11 protein-coding genes are annotated in these 16321 nt (G+C 63.8%); 2 read left to right on the top strand and 9 right to left on the bottom strand.

Annotation, left to right across the window (positions count from 1 at the left end; all coding sequences use genetic code 11):
• Positions 1-3: 3 nt before the first annotated feature.
• From CKW37_RS13955 to CKW37_RS13945, 3 genes are read right to left on the bottom strand one after another with little or no spacing between them, the layout of a single operon-like run.
• Complete coding sequence (locus CKW37_RS13955) at positions 4-273, bottom strand: phosphopantetheine-binding protein (RefSeq protein ID WP_095156293.1); 270 nt, start codon at positions 271-273, stop codon at positions 4-6.
• A complete protein-coding gene (locus CKW37_RS13950) occupies positions 245-1060 on the bottom strand; it encodes a 1-acyl-sn-glycerol-3-phosphate acyltransferase (RefSeq protein ID WP_095156292.1) in 816 nt (271 codons plus the stop codon). Before CKW37_RS13950 ends, CKW37_RS13955 begins: the two co-directional genes overlap by 29 nt.
• Positions 1036-1752, bottom strand: coding sequence for a beta-ketoacyl synthase chain length factor (locus CKW37_RS13945; RefSeq protein ID WP_095156291.1), 717 nt, complete (start codon positions 1750-1752; stop codon positions 1036-1038). Before CKW37_RS13945 ends, CKW37_RS13950 begins: the two co-directional genes overlap by 25 nt.
• A gap of 318 nt (positions 1753-2070) precedes the next feature.
• On the opposite strand from CKW37_RS13945, the gene CKW37_RS13940 reads away from it, so the two are divergent.
• Entirely contained in the window at positions 2071-2844 is a 774-nt protein-coding gene (locus CKW37_RS13940; RefSeq protein WP_095156290.1) for a ParA family protein, read from the top strand.
• Between the two features lie 174 nt (positions 2845-3018).
• On the opposite strand, the gene selO is transcribed toward CKW37_RS13940, so the two are convergent.
• The 6 genes from selO to betI all read right to left on the bottom strand — a co-directional run bounded on the left by selO (position 3019) and on the right by betI (position 13812).
• Entirely contained in the window at positions 3019-4479 is a 1461-nt protein-coding gene (selO, locus tag CKW37_RS13935) for a protein adenylyltransferase SelO (protein ID WP_095156289.1), read from the bottom strand.
• Positions 4480-4537: 58 nt separating this feature from the next.
• Positions 4538-7879 carry a mechanosensitive channel MscK gene (gene mscK / locus CKW37_RS13930; protein ID WP_095156288.1) on the bottom strand — a complete coding sequence of 1114 codons (3342 nt, stop codon included), beginning with the start codon at positions 7877-7879 and terminating at the stop codon, positions 4538-4540.
• 40 nt (positions 7880-7919) lie between these two features.
• Positions 7920-9662, bottom strand: coding sequence for a potassium/proton antiporter (locus CKW37_RS13925; protein WP_095156287.1), 1743 nt, complete (start codon positions 9660-9662; stop codon positions 7920-7922).
• Positions 9663-9869: 207 nt separating this feature from the next.
• Positions 9870-11561 (bottom strand): choline dehydrogenase, encoded by a 1692-nt coding sequence (gene betA, locus CKW37_RS13920; RefSeq protein ID WP_095156286.1) that lies wholly within the window; start codon positions 11559-11561, stop codon positions 9870-9872.
• An 83-nt stretch (positions 11562-11644) separates the two neighbouring features.
• On the bottom strand, positions 11645-13117 hold the full coding sequence (gene betB, locus CKW37_RS13915; RefSeq protein ID WP_095156285.1) for a betaine-aldehyde dehydrogenase: 1473 nt from the start codon (positions 13115-13117) through the stop codon (positions 11645-11647).
• Between the two features lie 29 nt (positions 13118-13146).
• A complete protein-coding gene (betI, locus tag CKW37_RS13910) occupies positions 13147-13812 on the bottom strand; it encodes a transcriptional regulator BetI (protein ID WP_095156284.1) in 666 nt (221 codons plus the stop codon).
• Between the two features lie 480 nt (positions 13813-14292).
• On the opposite strand from betI, the gene CKW37_RS13905 reads away from it, so the two are divergent.
• Positions 14293-16239 carry a BCCT family transporter gene (locus CKW37_RS13905; protein ID WP_256587760.1) on the top strand — a complete coding sequence of 649 codons (1947 nt, stop codon included), beginning with the start codon at positions 14293-14295 and terminating at the stop codon, positions 16237-16239.
• Positions 16240-16321: the final 82 nt, after the last annotated feature.

The raw sequence follows: 16321 nt of genomic DNA, 5'->3' as shown, positions 1-16321 counted from the left end.
GTCTCAGGCTGCCTGTTTGGCGGTGACGAAAGCCGCAAGGCTGGCCACGCTGGTGAAATGGTTGCGGGTGTCCTTGGCGTCGGCGTCGATCTTGATGCCATAGCGCTTCTGGATGGCCAGGCCCAGTTCGAGGGCGTCGACCGAATCCAGGCCGAGGCCTTCGCCGAACAGCGTCTGGTCGTCGCCGATGTCTGCGGCGCTGATGTCTTCCAGGCCGAGGGCCTCGATGATCAACAGCTTGATGTCATTGTTCAGGTGGGTTGGATCGCTCATCTTCGGCGAGCTCCTTGATGAAGTACTGGTGCAGATGGTCGTTGAGTTTGCGCGAGGCCTGGGGTGCCGGGCCTTGGCTGGCGAAATCCTGGATGGCGATATCGGCGCCGACGCGCAGGCTGAAGTGCACCCGGCGCGGCGGTATCCGGTACCAGGGCTCGGCCTTGGTCAGGGTGCTGGGGCTGACCCGGATGGTGACCGGGGTAATGAATTGCGCACCGCGCAGGGCGATGGCCGCGGCGCCACGGTGGAAGGCCGGGGCCTCGCCGGGCACGGTGCGGGTGCCTTCGGGGAAGATGATCAGGGTCTGGCCGCTTTGCAGGGCGCCGACCGCGGCGTCGAGCATGTCCATGCTGCCGTCGTTGCTGATGTACTGCGCCGAGGACACCGGGCCGCGGGTGCACGGGTTCTGGAACAGGCTCTGCTTGACCACGCAGTTGGCCTGGCGCACCAGGCCGATGAGGAACACCACGTCGATCAGCGACGGATGGTTGGCGATGATCATCTGGCCGGGGCGGCCGAGCTTTTCCGCGCCGCTGACTTCATAGGTGAGCACGCCGCAGGCGGCCATGAACCGGATGAATCGCCAGAACAGCCAGCTTATGGTGTGGCGCGCGCGTTGCCGGTGGCGGACGCTGTCACCGGGCAGGCAGGCCAGCAGCGGAAACACCAGCAAGCGCAGGCACAGCCCGCCGACGCCGAACAGCAGGAAGCTGATGGCGGTGGCGACGAGGCGCCAGAGGTAGGCGTCCTTCGGACGGCTCAGGCCTTGCGTTGCCAGTTCCATGTGCGGCCCTTCAGCGAGTGTTGGAAAGCGGACTGGTCATCGAGCCGGCTGCGCAGCCAGCTCAAGGCGTGAGGTTCGGCGACGCCGGCGCTGCCCGATGGCGGGGCCAGGGACAGGCTCCAGTCGTCGCCCGGGGTCAGCAGCAGGCCGACGGCGTAGGCGAACGGCACATCGGTGATCCACGGGCGATAGGCTTCGGGCGGTGTTTCTTCGGCCACGATCAGCAGCACGGCGGGCGCGCCGTCGTGCAGCAGGCCGGCGGCTTCCAGCACGCCCTGCTCGAAACCGTCGTCGGCTGCGGCGATGGCGCTCATCTCGCTGCGTTCGCCGCGCAGGATCGACCACAGGCCGATCACGGCGTTGTGCACTGACAGGCTGAACTGGGTGGGCGACAGTGGTTCGCCGTTGGCGAGGTCGCTGAGGATGTCGAAGGTGCGGGGTGTCTCGCCATGGCGGGAGACGAAGACCAGCGGCAGGTCGTCCAGGCCCTCGGCCAGCGGCCAGCCCACGGCGAACGCCATGCGTGCCAGGCGGCTGAGGCGACGGCGCTGCATGGCCGGCAGGAACGACACGTCGGGTGCTTGTTCGCCGTCATCGGCGATGCTGGCGCCCTGGCTCCATTGCTGCCAGTCGCCCACCGTTTGAAGGCCCGGCGCCCAAGCGCGCCACTGGCTGATATTGAAATTGATCACGGTGTTGATTCTCGCCCTGAGGGACTTCCTTGCCGAGGGGGGACTCGGAGCAACAGCCAGCAGGGGCGACACTATCGCCGAGTGCCGCGCATTATCCGGGTGCAGTGGGTTCGTAGCAAACAAACTGTCAAATAAAATGGCTTGACTGGGACCGTCAGACCCCAGCTTGCCCGTGGTATTTCCGGGCGCGGGGCTTTCCCGACAGGCGGTGGTATCGGGTTGTCGGTCGGCTACCCCGATTCTTGAGCGTCACAGCGCTGGTCAAGTCGGTGGCGGAATCACATACTCGGACATTCCCTGATACACGGAGGTCTTTCCATGCGGCGCGTGGTGTTCAATCAGAAAGGTGGCGTGGGCAAGTCCAGCATCGCCTGCAATCTCGCGGCGGTGAGTGCCAATGAAGGCTATCGGACCCTGCTGATCGACCTGGATGCCCAGGCCAACTCCACCCAGTACCTCACCGGCCTCACCGGCGACGACATTCCCATGGGGATTGCCGACTTCTTCAAGCAGACCCTGTCTTCCGGGCCGTTTGCCAAGAAGAACAAGGTCGATATCTACGAAACGCCGTTCGACAACCTGCACGTGGTTACCGCTACCGCGGAGCTGGCCGACTTGCAGCCCAAGCTTGAGGCCAAGCACAAGATCAACAAGCTGCGTAAGTTGCTCGATGAGCTGGCCGAGGATTACGACCGGATCTACCTGGATACCCCGCCTGCGCTGAACTTTTATGCGGTGTCCGCGCTGATTGCTGCCGACCGCGTGTTGATTCCCTTCGACTGCGACAGCTTCTCGCGCCAGGCGCTGTATGGGCTGCTGGCGGAAATCGAAGAGCTGAAGGAAGACCACAACGAAGACCTGCAGGTCGAGGGGATCGTGGTCAACCAGTTCCAGCCCCGTGCGAGCCTGCCGCAGCAGATGCTTGATGAGCTGCTGGCCGAGGGCTTGCCGGTGTTGCCGGTGTACCTCAATAGCTCGGTGAAGATGCGTGAGTCACATGAGGCCAATCTGCCGCTGATTCACCTTGAGCCACGGCATAAGCTGACTCAGCAGTTTGTTGAGTTGCATTCGTTGCTTGAGGAGAACGCTTGAGAGCTGTTTTGTCCTGAAGATCGATCGCGAGCGAGCTCGCTCCTACAGGATTCTGAGCTGGTGTGACCTGTAGGAGCGAGCTTGCTCGCGATTTGCGGATGGCGCAGGGGCGCAGGTTTGTAGGAGCGAGCTTGTCGGGGCGCCGAACCGTCGCGATGTGCGGTCGGCGCTAGCTCAGGAAGAACAACTGATCTCCAGATGCTTGCCCCACTCCGGCGGCCGCTCGGCATAGGCTTCCATCCCCGGTTGTTCCTCGAACGGCCGGGTCAGCACTTCATGCAGCCGCCGCACTTCCGAGAAATCCCCGCCCTGCGCCGCTTCGATGGCGCGCTGCGCCAGGTAGTTGCGCAGGATGTACAGCGGGTTCACGGCATGCATCCGCTCGCGCCGCCCGCTGGCGTTATCGGGTTCCCGCGCCACGCGGGCCAGGTAATCCGCCGACCAGCCATCAAAGCCCGCCAAATCAATGAAATCATCCCGCACCACGTTCAGCGCCTGTTCCACCGGCTGGTCACCCAGCTTGCGGAAGAACAGCGTGTAATCCACCGCGCCGGGCTGCATCAGGCTCAGCAGGCGCTGGATCAGCACCTTGTCGTCATCTTCCGCCGTGGTCAGGCCGAGGCGGCGGCGCATCAGGTCGAGGTAGTGCGCTTCGTACAGCGGCAGGAACAACCCAAGGCTTTCCTGCAACGCCTCGACGCTGATGAACGGCGTCAGCGCCTGGGCCAGCGCGCTGAGGTTCCAGTGGGCGACCGGCACCTGGTTGCTGTAGCTGTAGCGGCCCTGGTCGTCGGAGTGGTTGCAGATGAAGCCGGCGTCGAAATCATCGAGGAAGGCGAACGGGCCGAAGTCGAAGGTGATGCCGAGGATCGACATGTTGTCGGTGTTCATCACGCCATGGCAGAAGCCGTAGGCCTGCCACTTGGCAGTCAGTTCGGCGTTGCGTTCGACGATGGTGCGGAACATCGCCAGGTAAGGCTCGTCCGCGTCGCGGCATTCCGGGAAATGCAGGTTCAGCACGTGCTCGGCGAGGATGCGCTGCTGCTCCGACTGGCGGGTGTAGTAGAAGTATTCGAAGTGGCCGAAGCGGATATGGCTCGGTGCCATGCGCAGCAGCATGGCCGCGCTTTCCTTGGTTTCGCGCCACACCGGGGTGCTCGAACCGATCACGCACAAGGCCCGGCTGCTGGGGATGCCCAGCGCGTACAGCGCTTCGGAGGCGAGGAACTCGCGGATCGACGAACGCAGCACCGCGCGGCCGTCGCCCATGCGCGAGTACGGTGTCTGGCCGGCGCCTTTGAGGTGCAGGTCCCAGGTGTCGCCGGCGTCGTTGCGCACTTCACCGAGCAACAGCCCGCGCCCGTCACCCAGGCGCGGGTTATAGGAGCCGAACTGGTGGCCGGAATAAACCATCGCCCGCGGCTCGGCTTCGGACCACAGCTTGTGGCCGCTGAAGATTTCGGCGAAGACGGGGGAATGGGCCTCGGTGGGTTCGAGGTCGAGCAGGGCCATGGCGGCCTCGCTGACGACCACCAATTGCGGGTCGTCCAGCGGCTCGGGCAGCACCGAGGTGGAGAACGCATCGCCCAGGCGGGCGAAGCGATTGTCGAAGGTCAGTTCGTCGAGGGCTTTCAACGGCCATCTCCTTGGGAAAACCTGAGCATTCTGCAAGGGTATGGCCGTTGGCGTCCAGTCAGGCGGGCTTGTTGTCCGCCGCGCCGTCGTGGTTTTCCGGTGGCGGCAGGATGGTTTTTTCCTTGGCTTCGGTCGGGACCAGCTTGTACTCCTGGCCCTGGGTGTTCTTCAGGTAGATCTCCATCTGGCGGAACGAGATGTTGATGTGCTGGCGCTTGAACTCTTTGTTGATGTAGCGGTTGATCTCGTCCAGCACCGGGTTGCGGTCGCCGAGGTCACGCACGTGCATGCGCAGTTCGTGGTCCAGGGTGCTTTCGCCGAAGTTGAGGAAGTAGACGATCGGCGCCGGCTCCTTGAGCACCCGCGGGTTTTCATTGGCCGCCTGCAACAGCAGGGTGCGCACCAGGTCCAGGTCCGAACCGTAGTCGACGCCGAGCTTGAGGGTCACCCGGGTGACCGTGTCGGTCAGCGACCAGTTGATCAACTGGCCGGTGATGAAGGTCTTGTTCGGGACGATGATGTCCTTGCGGTCGAAGTCGGTGATGGTGGTGGCGCGGATGCGGATCTTGCTCACCGTGCCCGACAGGTTGCCGATGGTGATGGTGTCGCCGATCCGTACCGGGCGCTCGAACAGGATCATGATGCCGGAGATGAAGTTGGCGAAGATCTCCTGCATGCCGAAGCCCAGGCCCACCGACAGCGCGGCCACCAGCCATTGCAGTTTGTCCCAGCTCACGCCGAGGGCCGACAGGGTCGAGACGAAACCAACCCCGGCAATCACGTAGGAGAGCAGGGTGGTGGTGGCGTAGGCGCTGCCTTGCGCCAGGTTCAGGCGTGACAGCACCAACACTTCCAGCAGCCCCGGCAGGTTGCCGGCCAGGGCGATGGTGATGCCGATGATGACCAGGGCGCCGATCAGGTCGCCGAGGCTGATTGGCACCATGCTCATGCTCGCGCCGGTGCCGCTGGTGTATTCGTACAGGGTGATGTTGTCGAGGTAGGCGAACACGCTGATCAGGTCGGCCCAGACCCAGTACAGCGCGGCGAGGAAGCCGCCGAGCAGGGCCAGGCGGATCAGGCGCAGCGACTGCTGGTTCACCTGTTCGATGTCCAGGGTCGGTTCTTCCACCACCACTTCGCCGTCCAGGCCTTCCTTGACCGCCTGGCGCTTGCTCAGCGCCCGCTGGTAGGCCAGGCGCCGCGCCGCCACGGCGAGACCGCGGACGAAGGCGGCTTCGATCACCAGCCAGAACATCAGCAGGTACAGGGTGTCGATCAGCCGGTCGGTGAGTTTCAGCGCGGTGTAGTAGTAGCCGAAGCACACGGCGACGAACAGCGCGATCGGCAGTGCGGTGAACGCCACGCCCACGGCCTTGCGGAACAGCGAGGTGTTGCGGTGGGTCGGGCTGCTCAGCAGCAGGCGGCTGAGCAGCCAGGCCATCAGTGCGTAGCAGGTCAGTACGACGCCGATGCCCAGCACGTCATCGGCCAGCGCCGACGGCTGGTGCTCGGCCACCGCCACCACGCCGACCAGGGCCAGGACCACGGTGCCGAGGCGGCGAATCCAGCTACGCAGGAACTCGACCTGCGGTTTTTCCCAGCGGAAATGCAGCTCGGCGACGCCGCCCGGGGCCAGCACCCGATAGGCGGTGTAGAACACCAGCCAGGCCTGGGCGATCTGCCAGAGCGCGGCGCCGAGGTTGGCGTTCTGGCCACGGGCGTCGATCTGCAGCGCGTAGCCGCACAGCGCCAGGAACAGGCTGACCGGCAGCGCCAGGAGGATGTTGATCAGGATTGCCTGGGGCGTATGCCATTGGCTGTCGCGCTTGAAGTGGCCGACGTCGCCGTGGACCTTGCTCAGTTGCTGATACAGGTATTTGCGCCGCCAGAGCAGCGCGCCGATCAGCAGCAGCAACGGCAGGAACAGCAGCGGGCGTTGCAGCAGGCCGTCGGCCAGTTCGTTGATCCCGGCGCCCCACGGCAGGCTCACCACCTGTTTTTGCAGGCGCTCGGGGACGCTGCGCAGCCATTCCAGGTCCAGCGGCTTGTTGCTGGGAATCCAGAACATCTGCTCGTCGAGGGTGGCGCGCAGGTTCTGCGCGGTGCTCAGCAGTTGCTTCTGGTTCAGTTGCAGGGTGATGGATTCGTTGAGCAGCGCGCTCAGTTCGCGGTTCAGCCGTTCCAGCAGGTCGGAGCGGGTGATCGCGACTTCCAGCAGGGCCTTGCGCAGGTTCGGCGTGACCTGTTCGGCCGGCTGGTTTTCCAGCAGTTTGTCGACGTACTGGCTCGGCGTGCTGATCTGTTCGCGCTGCTGGTTGACCTCGAACTGGTAGAGGCGGATGTCGGCGATCTGGTCGGCCAGGTCGCGGTCGAGCTTGAGGTGCGGCAGCGCCTGCTTCTGTTTGTAGAGGATCTTCGACAGCAGCAGGCTGCCCTTGAGCACGCTGATCTGCTCGTCGAGGGCCTGGTCGGCCTGGGTCAGGCTGTCCAGTTGCTGCTTGGCCTGGAGGTTCTGTTGGGTCAGCTCGTTGAGGCGGTCGGTGCTGCGCAGCAGGTAGTCGGAGAGCTTCAGGTTGGCGGCGCTTTCCGTCGCCAGCAGCGTGCTGCCGCCGGCCTTCTGCGCCTCGATCGACTGCTCAGTGACGGTCTGCTGCGACTGGGCCAGGCGCTTCTCGTTGATCAGCGTCTGCAGGTCCTGGATTTCCTGTTCCATGCGCGCGGCGCGTTCGATCAGCAGGTCGTGCTGGCTGTTGCCGAGGTCTTGCAGCAGGCTGTTGCCGGCCAGTTCCTGGCGGCGCAGCAGGGTCAGGGCATTGAGCGAAGCCAGCTCGGCATTGAGCTGATTGCGTTGGTCGGCGGAGAGGGCTTTACCACCTTCCTTGCCGAGCTTGAGACTGGTGTTGATCTGCTGGCTGCGGGTCTGGTTGTTGCTGATCTCGGCCTGGGCGCGCTCGGGGCGGGTCTGGGAATTGATGATCAGGCTGTTGGCTTCGGACAGCGCCTTTTGCAGTTCACCTTGCTCGGTGGTGCGCTCGGAGAGCACCTGTTCCAGCTGCGGCACGCTCATCGCGGCGTAGCGCTGGGCCACCGGGACCGACTTGCTGGCCAGCAGCCTGGCCAGTTCGCGCTGGTTCTCGGCGGTCTGCTTCGGTGCGTCGGCCAGTTGCTGCTTGAGCGCGGTCAGGCGCTTGTCGTAGTCGTCCTTGCTGGCCAGAAGCGACAGGGTCTGTTCGAGCACCTGTTGCAGCGCTTTCTGGTCGGCCTCCGGCAGTTTGCGCTCGGCGATCTTGTCGAGGCTGTGCTGGACGCTGGCGGTGGTGGGTGGCTCCGCCGCGAAGGCGAAGGAGAGAGACAGGCACAGCCCGAGCAGGGCCGCGCAGGAGAGTGTGCGCAGGGACATAGGCAGAGAATTCGTGCAACCAGGCTGGAAAGACTGAAGTTTAGAGGAACAACCCGGGGCCGGGTCGGCTACCTTCCGGGAATTTGATCCCCACTTTCTGGATCTTGTTCCCTTCCATCAGAGCAACGGTCCAGGTCGTGTTGTTCCACTCGATCTGGTCACCGACGATCGGCGCACCGCCGACCTTCTGCTGGATGAAGTGTGCCAGCGGCATTTGCGGGTCCTGGCCGTCGAGTTGCAGACCGTACAACGCGGCTACAGCCCCCAGTTCTGCGTCACCTTCGAGCACGAAGTCGCCGAAGAAGCGCAGGTCGAGGCCACGTTGCGGCGCCTGGCTGAACAGTTTTCCGAGGGCCGAAAGGTTGTGTTCGTGACCGATCACGCAGAGCAGGTCGCCGACTTCGAGCACCGTACTACCCGACGGATGGAGCAGTTGCTGGCCGCGAAACAGGGCGGCGATGCGGGTGCCTTCGGGCATTTTCAGCTCGCGCAGGGCAGCGCCGATGCACCATTTTTCCGCGCCGAGGCGGTAGACGAACAACTCCCACTCGCTGGTGATGTGCACTTCCAGGGCCGAACGCGAGATTGGCGCCGGGTCCGGCGGTACGGTCACTTTCAGCAGGCGCGCGACCCACGGCAGGCTGGTGCCCTGCACCAGCAGCGAGACCAGCACGATGAAGAACGCCAGGTTGAAGTACAGCTGGGCCTGGGGCAGGCCGGCCATCAGCGGGAACACGGCGAGAATGATCGGCACCGCGCCGCGCAGGCCAACCCAGGAAATAAAGGCTTTTTCGCGGCCATGGAAGGCCTTGAACGGCAGCAGGCCGACCAGCACCGAGAGCGGTCGGGCGAACAGGATCATCCACAGCGCCAGGGCTAGCGCCGGCAGGGCGATGGGCAGCAGGTCGTGGGGCGTGACCAGCAAGCCGAGGACCAGGAACATGCCGATCTGCGACAGCCAGGCCATGCCGTCGAGCATGTGCAGGATGCCGTGGCGGCTGCGGATCGGGCGGTTGCCCAGCACCAGGCCGAACAGGTAGACGGCAAGGAAGCCGCTGCCGTGCAGGGCGTTGGTCATGGAGAAGATCACCAGGCCGCCGGCGATCACCAGAATCGGGTAGAGGCCGCCGGCCAGGTTCATCCGGTTGACCAGTTGCAGCATCAGCCAGCCGCCGCCCAGGCCGAGCACGCCGCCGATGCCGAATTCGCGCACCAGGTGCAGCAACAGGCTCCAGTGCAGGCCGGTCTGGCCGCTGGCGATCATGTCGATGAGGGTGACGGTAAGGAACACGGCCATCGGGTCGTTGCTGCCGGACTCGATTTCCAGGGTGGCGGTGACCCGTTCGTTCAGGCCCTTGCCGCCCAGCAGCGAGAACACCGCCGCGGCGTCGGTGGAGCCGACGATGGCGCCGATCAGCAGGCCTTGCATGAGGTTCAGGTCGAATAGCCAGGCCGCGGCCATGCCGGTGAGGCCGGTGGTGATAAGCACGCCCACCGTTGCCAGCGACAATGCCGGCCAGAGTGCCACGCGGAAACTTGCCACCCGGGTGCGCAGACCACCGTCCAGCAGGATCACGGCCAGCGCCAGGTTGCCCACGAGGTAGGCGACGGGGTAGTTGTTGAAGATGATCCCGCCACCATCGACACCCGCGACCATGCCGACCGCGAGGATGATGACCAGGATAGGGATGCCCAGCCGTGACGACAGCGAGCTGACCAGAATACTTGCACCCACCAGCAAAGCGCCGATCAAGAACAGGCTGTTGATGGTGCTCGCATCCAAAGGCGTTACTCCGGGACATCGCGGGGAAGAGGACCTGACTGATAAGCAGGTCGCGTGCCAACCGATTCTAACCTGATGAATTGGCGGGCTGTAAAGCGTTTCCGCAGATGTAGAAAAGGCACCTGTGCAAGGTGCCTTGTTCTTGTGCTGCTTACACCGGCCCTATCGCTGGCAAGCCAGCTCCCTCGGGGTCAGCGAGGGATGGGGTCATCGGATTTCGCGCATGGCCTTGCCCTTGACCGGTGCGTCACCCGCCACATGGTACTTGGCGGTGCTGCGCGGCAATGGCTGGCGATTGCGGATCTTGTCGGCGATTTTCTCGGCGATCATGATCGTGGTGGCGTTGAGGTTGCCGGTGATGATGATCGGCATGATCGACGCATCGACCACCCGCAGGCCTTCCATCCCGTGCACTCGGCCCTGGCCGTCTACCACCGCCATCTCGTCGTCGCCCATCTTGCAGGAGCAGGACGGGTGGAACGCGGTTTCGGCGTGCTCGCGGATGAACTGGTCCAGTTGCTCATCGGTCTGCACGTGCTCGCCCGGGCTGATTTCGCGGCCACGGTAAGCGTCGAGCGCCGGCTGAGCCATGATTTCGCGGGTCAGGCGGATGCCGTCGCGGAATTCCTGCCAGTCCTGCTCGGTTGCCATGTAGTTGAACAGGATGCTCGGGTGCTGGCGCGGATCCTTCGACTTCAACTGGATACGGCCACGGCTCGGCGAGCGCATCGAGCCCATGTGCGCCTGGAAGCCATGTTCCTTCACGCCATTGGAGCCGTTGTAGTTAATCGCCACCGGCAGGAAGTGGTACTGGATGTTCGGCCATTCGAATTCCGGACGGGTACGAATGAAACCACCGGCCTCGAACTGGTTGCTGGCGCCGATACCGGTGCCTTTGAACAGCCACTCGGCACCGATGGCCGGCTGGTTCCACCACAACAGCGACGGGTACAGCGACACCGGCTGGGTGCAGGCGTATTGCAGGTACAGCTCCAGGTGGTCCTGAAGGTTTTCGCCGACGCCCGGCAGGTCATGGACCACCGGAATGTCGAAGCTTTCCAGCAGCGCGCGGGCGCCGACGCCGGAACGTTGCAGCAGTTGCGGCGAGGCGATGGCGCCGGAGCAGACGATGACTTCCTTGCGCGCGCGGGCTTCCACGCGCTCTTCGCTGGCGCCGACCAGGTAGGTCACGCCAACGGCGCGCTTGCCTTCGAACAGCACGCAGTCGCTCAGGGCGTGGGTGACGATGGTCAGGGTCGGGCGCTTCTTGGCGGTGTCCAGGTAACCGCGGGCGGTGCTAGAGCGACGGCCGTTCTTGGTCACGCTGCGGTCCATCGGACCGAAGCCTTCCTGCTGGTAGCCGTTGAGGTCTTCGGTGCGCGGGTAACCGGCCTGCACGCCGGCTTCGACCATGGCGTGGAACAGCGGGTTGTTGCCGGCTTTCGGCGTGGCCACGCTGACCGGGCCGTCGCCGCCGTGGTAGTCGTTCGGGCCGATGTCGCGGGTTTCCGCTTTGCGGAAATACGGCAGGCAGTCCAGGTAGGTCCAGTCTTCAAGGCCGGGCAGCTTGGCCCAGCCGTCGAAGTCCAGAGCGTTGCCGCGGATGTAGCACATGCCGTTGATCAGCGAAGAACCGCCCAGGCCCTTGCCGCGACCACATTCCATGCGGCGGCCGTCCATGTGCGGCTCGGGATCGGTCTCGTAGGCCCAGTTGTAGCGGCGGCCTTGCAGCGGGAAGGCCAGCGCGGCGGGCATCTGGGTGCGGAAGTCGGCGCGGTAGTCCGGGCCGCCGGCTTCCAGCAGCAGGACGGTGACGCCTTCGTCTTCGGTCAGGCGGGTCGCCAGGGTGTTACCGGCCGAGCCGGCACCGACGATGATGTAGTCGAAAATATGGGACATGTTCAGTTCCCTCATTGGGCAGTAGGCGGGGAGAGCGGGAGGCGCCCGGTCAGCACGGACCGGGCGCGGCTACAAAAGGGCGCTTAGAACACCGAGGTGTAGGAACCCAGCTCGACCTGTACCGACTTGATGCGGGTGTACTGGGCCAGCGAGCTGACGCCGTTTTCGCGGCCGACGCCGGATTGCTTGTAGCCACCGACCGGCATTTCCGCCGGCGACTCGCCCCAAGCGTTGATCCAGCAGATGCCGGCTTCGAGCTTGTGGATGATGCGGTGGGCGCGGCTGATGTCGTTGGTGCAGACACCGGCGGCCAGGCCGTATTCGGTGTCGTTGGCGCGACGGATCACTTCGTCTTCGGTTTCGTAGCTGAGGATGCTCATGACCGGGCCGAAGATCTCTTCCTTGACGATGGTCATGTCGTCACGGCAGTCGGTGAACACGGTCGGCGCGACGAAGGCGCCCTTGGCGAATTCGCCGTCGGTCAGACGCTCGCCGCCACACAGGACGCGGGCACCTTCTTCCTTGCCCTTGGCGATGTAGCCGAGGACGTTTTCCAGGTGCGCGAAGCTGACCAGCGGGCCGAAGTTGGTGTTCTCGTCTTCCGGGTTGCCGACGCGGATGCGGGCGACACGTTCAACGATTTTCGCTTCGAAAGCGGCCTTCAACGACGCCGGAACGAACACACGGGTGCCGTTGGTGCAGACCTGACCGGAGCTGTAGAAGTTGGCCATCATGGCGATGTCGGCGGCCTTGTCCAGGTCGGCGTCGTCGCAAATGATCAGCGGCGATTTGCCGCCCAGTTCCATGGTCACTTCCTTCAGCGAGGAGCTGGAGGCGCTGGCCATGACTTTCTTGCCGGTGACGGTGCCGCCGGTGAAGGAGACTTTCTCGATGCGCGGGTGCTCGGTCAGCCAGGTGCCGACTTCGCGGCCGCTGCCGGTGAGGACGTTGAACACACCGTCCGGCAGGCCGGCTTCGGTGTAGATCTCGGCCAGTTTCAGGGTGGTCAGCGAGGTGACTTCGCTCGGCTTGAAGATCATCGCGTTGCCGGCGGCCAGGGCCGGGGCGGATTTCCACAGGGCGATCTGGATCGGGTAGTTCCACGCGCCGATACCGACGGTGACGCCCAGCGGCTCGCGACGGGTGTAGACGAACGACGATTCGCGCAGCGGGATCTGCTCGCCTTCGATGGCCGGGACCAGGCCTGCGTAGTATTCCAGCACGTCGGCGCCGGTGACGATGTCGACGTAGCGGGTTTCCGAGTAGGACTTGCCGGTGTCCAGGGTTTCCAGGGCGGCCAGCTCGTCGTTGCGCTCGCGCAGGATGTCGACGGCGCGGCGCAGGATGCGCGAACGCTGCATGGCGGTCATCGCCGCCCAGACTTTCTGGCCACGTTCGGCGCTTTCGACGGCGCGCTCGACGTCAGCCTCGGTAGCACGTTGCACATGGGCGAGGACTTCGCCGTTGGCCGGGTTGATGGCTTCGAAAGTGGCATCGCTGCCAGCGTCGACATAACCACCATCAATGTAGAGTTTTTGCGTTTCGAAACGGGCCATAGTGTCCTCGCAAGTGCAATGTGTTTTGGCTATCCGGCGGCGACTCCCGATGTCTTTCGGGTCTTGCTGCGCGGGGTTTCAGAGGCCTGGTTCTGTACGTCCGGGCTCGTCTGTTTCGCCAGTTGTAGATCCATGTATTCGTAAGCGATTTGTTGCGCCTGGGTGGTGTCGAAGGCGTCTCCGGACAGCGCACCGCGCAGCCACAGACCGTCGATCAACGCTGCCAGGCCGCGGGCTGCGCTGCGTGCTTCGGGCAGCGGCAACACTCGGCGGAACTGGCTGCACAGGTTGGAATACAGGCGGTGATCGTTGATCCGCTGCAACCTGTGCAAGGACGGCTGGTGCATGCTGGTGGCCCAGAACGCCAACCAGGTTTTCATTGCCGGGCCATTGACCTGGCTGGCGTCGAAGTTGCCTTCGATGATCACCTGCAGGTGGGCACGCGGGCTGTCGTCCGTGAGTGCCTGGCGGCGGGCGGCGACGCCCTCGCTCAACACCGTCATCAAATATTGCATGGTCGCTGCGATCAGGCCGTTCTTGTCCTGAAAGTAGTGACTGATGATGCCATTCGACACACCGGCCAAACGGGCGATCAGCGCAATGCTGGCATCACCCATGCCGACCTGATCGATAGCCGTGAGTGTGGCTTCGATCAACTGCTGGCGGCGAATGGGTTGCATACCGACCTTGGGCATCTGGCAAATCTCCTCAGGCCTGCGAGCAGACGACAAGCGGCTGACTCGGCGAAGGCCAGTCTATTTTGTTTTGATTGAACGTTCAATCAACAAAGAATAAGCTCTGCGACAATTTGTGCCATTGACAGGATTTTGAGCCCGTCAGAAGGCACGAATTGGCACCCCGGAAAGCCGTGGAGCCCCGTAAAACATGGTGTTTCACGCGCATAGACGCACCGTTGAACAGCGTTGCCGTCCGGCCAGTGGCCGCGCGGCGCAACCCTCGAGCCGGGGTTTTCAGCCTGTTTTTCAACGCATTCGATTTGGGACCACGGTTTTTCAAGGTGCTTTTATAACACCTGACGCAATAGGGCTATTGCACCAATTGCGCGGGTGAACGGGTCGTTTCACTTTTTCTCACGCACCGCCTGGAGCATCCGTGCAATGAGTTCTGCCTCCCTGATAAAGACCCCCGTCGAGAGGGTCCGGGTCAACAGCGTGGTGTTTTTCACCTCCACCCTGCTGATCCTGTTGTTGACTGCCTTGCTGATCGCAGTTCCGGAAACCGCAGGCCACGTGCTCGGTGAGGCTCAGGCCTGGCTGTCGCGCAGCTTCGGTTGGTATTACATGCTGGTGATCGGTGGCTACCTGGTGTTCGTCATCGCCATCGCCTTTTCGTCCTACGGCAAGCTCAAACTTGGCGGCAAGGATGACAAGCCGGACTTCAGCTACGGCGCCTGGGCCGGCATGCTGTTTTCTTCCGGCATCGGCATCTCGCTGTTGTACTTCGGTGCTTCCGAGCCGCTGGATCACTACTACAATCCGCCCGAAGGTGCTTCGGCCAGCCTGCAGTCGGCCCGCGCTGGCCTGCAACTGACCTTCCTGCACTGGGGCCTGCACGGCTGGGCGATCTACGCGTTGGTCGGGTTGGCCGTGGCCTACTTCGCCTACCGTCACAACCAGCCGCTGGCCCTGCGCTCGGCGCTGTACCCGCTGGTCGGCGAGCGTTGGGTCAAGGGTGCCGCCGGACATACCGTGGACATCTTCGGCATGTTCGTGACCCTGCTGGGGCTGGTGACCAACCTGGGCATCGGTTCGATGCAGGTGTCGTCGGGTCTGGAATACCTGTTCGGCATGGAGCACAGCAACACCAACCTGCTGATCGTGATCCTGGTCATGAGCACGGTGGCGACCATCGCCGCGGTGTCGGGTGTGGAGAACGGCATCCGCCGCCTGTCCAACCTGAACATCATTCTGTTCAGCGGTCTGCTGCTGTTCGTCCTGCTCAACGGCCCGACCCTGCACCTGCTTAATAGCTTCGTGCAGAACATCGGTGACTACCTCAACGGCGCGATCCTCAAGACCTTCGACCTCTACGTCTATGAAGGCGATGCGGCCAAGTCCGAACGCTGGCTGGGTCTGTGGACCGTGTTCTATTGGGCCTGGTGGATTTCCTGGGGCCCGTTCGTCGGCATGTTCATCGCCCGGATCTCCCGCGGCCGCACCGTGCGCGAACTGGTAGCCGGTGTGCTGCTGATCCCGTTGGGCTTCACCCTGGCGTGGCTGTCGATCTTCGGTAACACCGCCCTGGACCTGGTGATGAACCACGGCGCGGTGGAGCTGGGACGAACGGCGCTGGAGCAGCCGTCGATGTCGATCTATCAACTGCTGGAGCACTTCCCGGCAGCCAAGATCGTCGTGGGCGTCGCCGTGTTCGTCGGCTTCGTGCTGTTCCTGACCCCCGCCGACTCCGGCGCGGTGATGATGGCCAACCTGTCGTGCAAAGGCGGCAGCGTCGACGAAGACGCGCCGCACTGGCTGCGTATCCTCTGGTCCGCGATCATCACCATCGTCACCGTCGGCCTGCTCTTCGCCGGCAACTTCGAGGCGATGCAGACCATGGTGGTGCTGGCCGGCCTGCCGTTCTCGGTGGTGCTGGTGGTGTTCATGTTCGGTCTGTACAAGGCCATGAAACAGGACAGCCAGGTCGAGCAGGAACAGGCCGAACTGGCCGCGCGCGGTCGTCGTGGTTTCAGCGAGCGGCTGAGCCAGCTCGACCTGCAACCGACCCAGGCGATGGTCCAGCGCTTCATGGACAAGCAGGTCAGCCCGGCGCTGAAAGACGCCGCCGAGCAACTGCGCAGCATGGGTCTGACGGTGGAGACCCGCGTCGGTCAGTCCCGTTCGTCCCTGGGCCTGCGCGTGACCATGGAAGAGGGCAACCCCTTCGTCTACGAAGTGAGCCTGGACGGTTACCTGGCCGCGCCGAACGAAGCACCGGCGGAAGGCGAGAGCGAAGTGCGCCAGCGCTTCTACCGCGCCGAGGTCTACCTGCACAACGGCAGTCAGGAATATGACCTGATGGGCTTCACGCCCGACCAGATCACCCGTGACGTGCTGGATCAGTTCGACAGCCACCGCCAGTTGCTGGGGCGGGTGTATAGCTGATCGCCGATCGCTGAAATGAAGAAAGGGCCTTGCCGGTGACGGTGAGGCCCTTTTTTTCATTTATGGCGGCGGAGGCTGTGGG

This window comes from Pseudomonas sp. Irchel 3E13 (assembly GCF_900187455.1).
Classification (GTDB): Bacteria; Pseudomonadota; Gammaproteobacteria; order Pseudomonadales; family Pseudomonadaceae; genus Aquipseudomonas.
The sequence above is the reverse complement of the archived record's forward strand: the minus strand, read 5'-3'. Positions and strand labels throughout refer to the sequence as shown.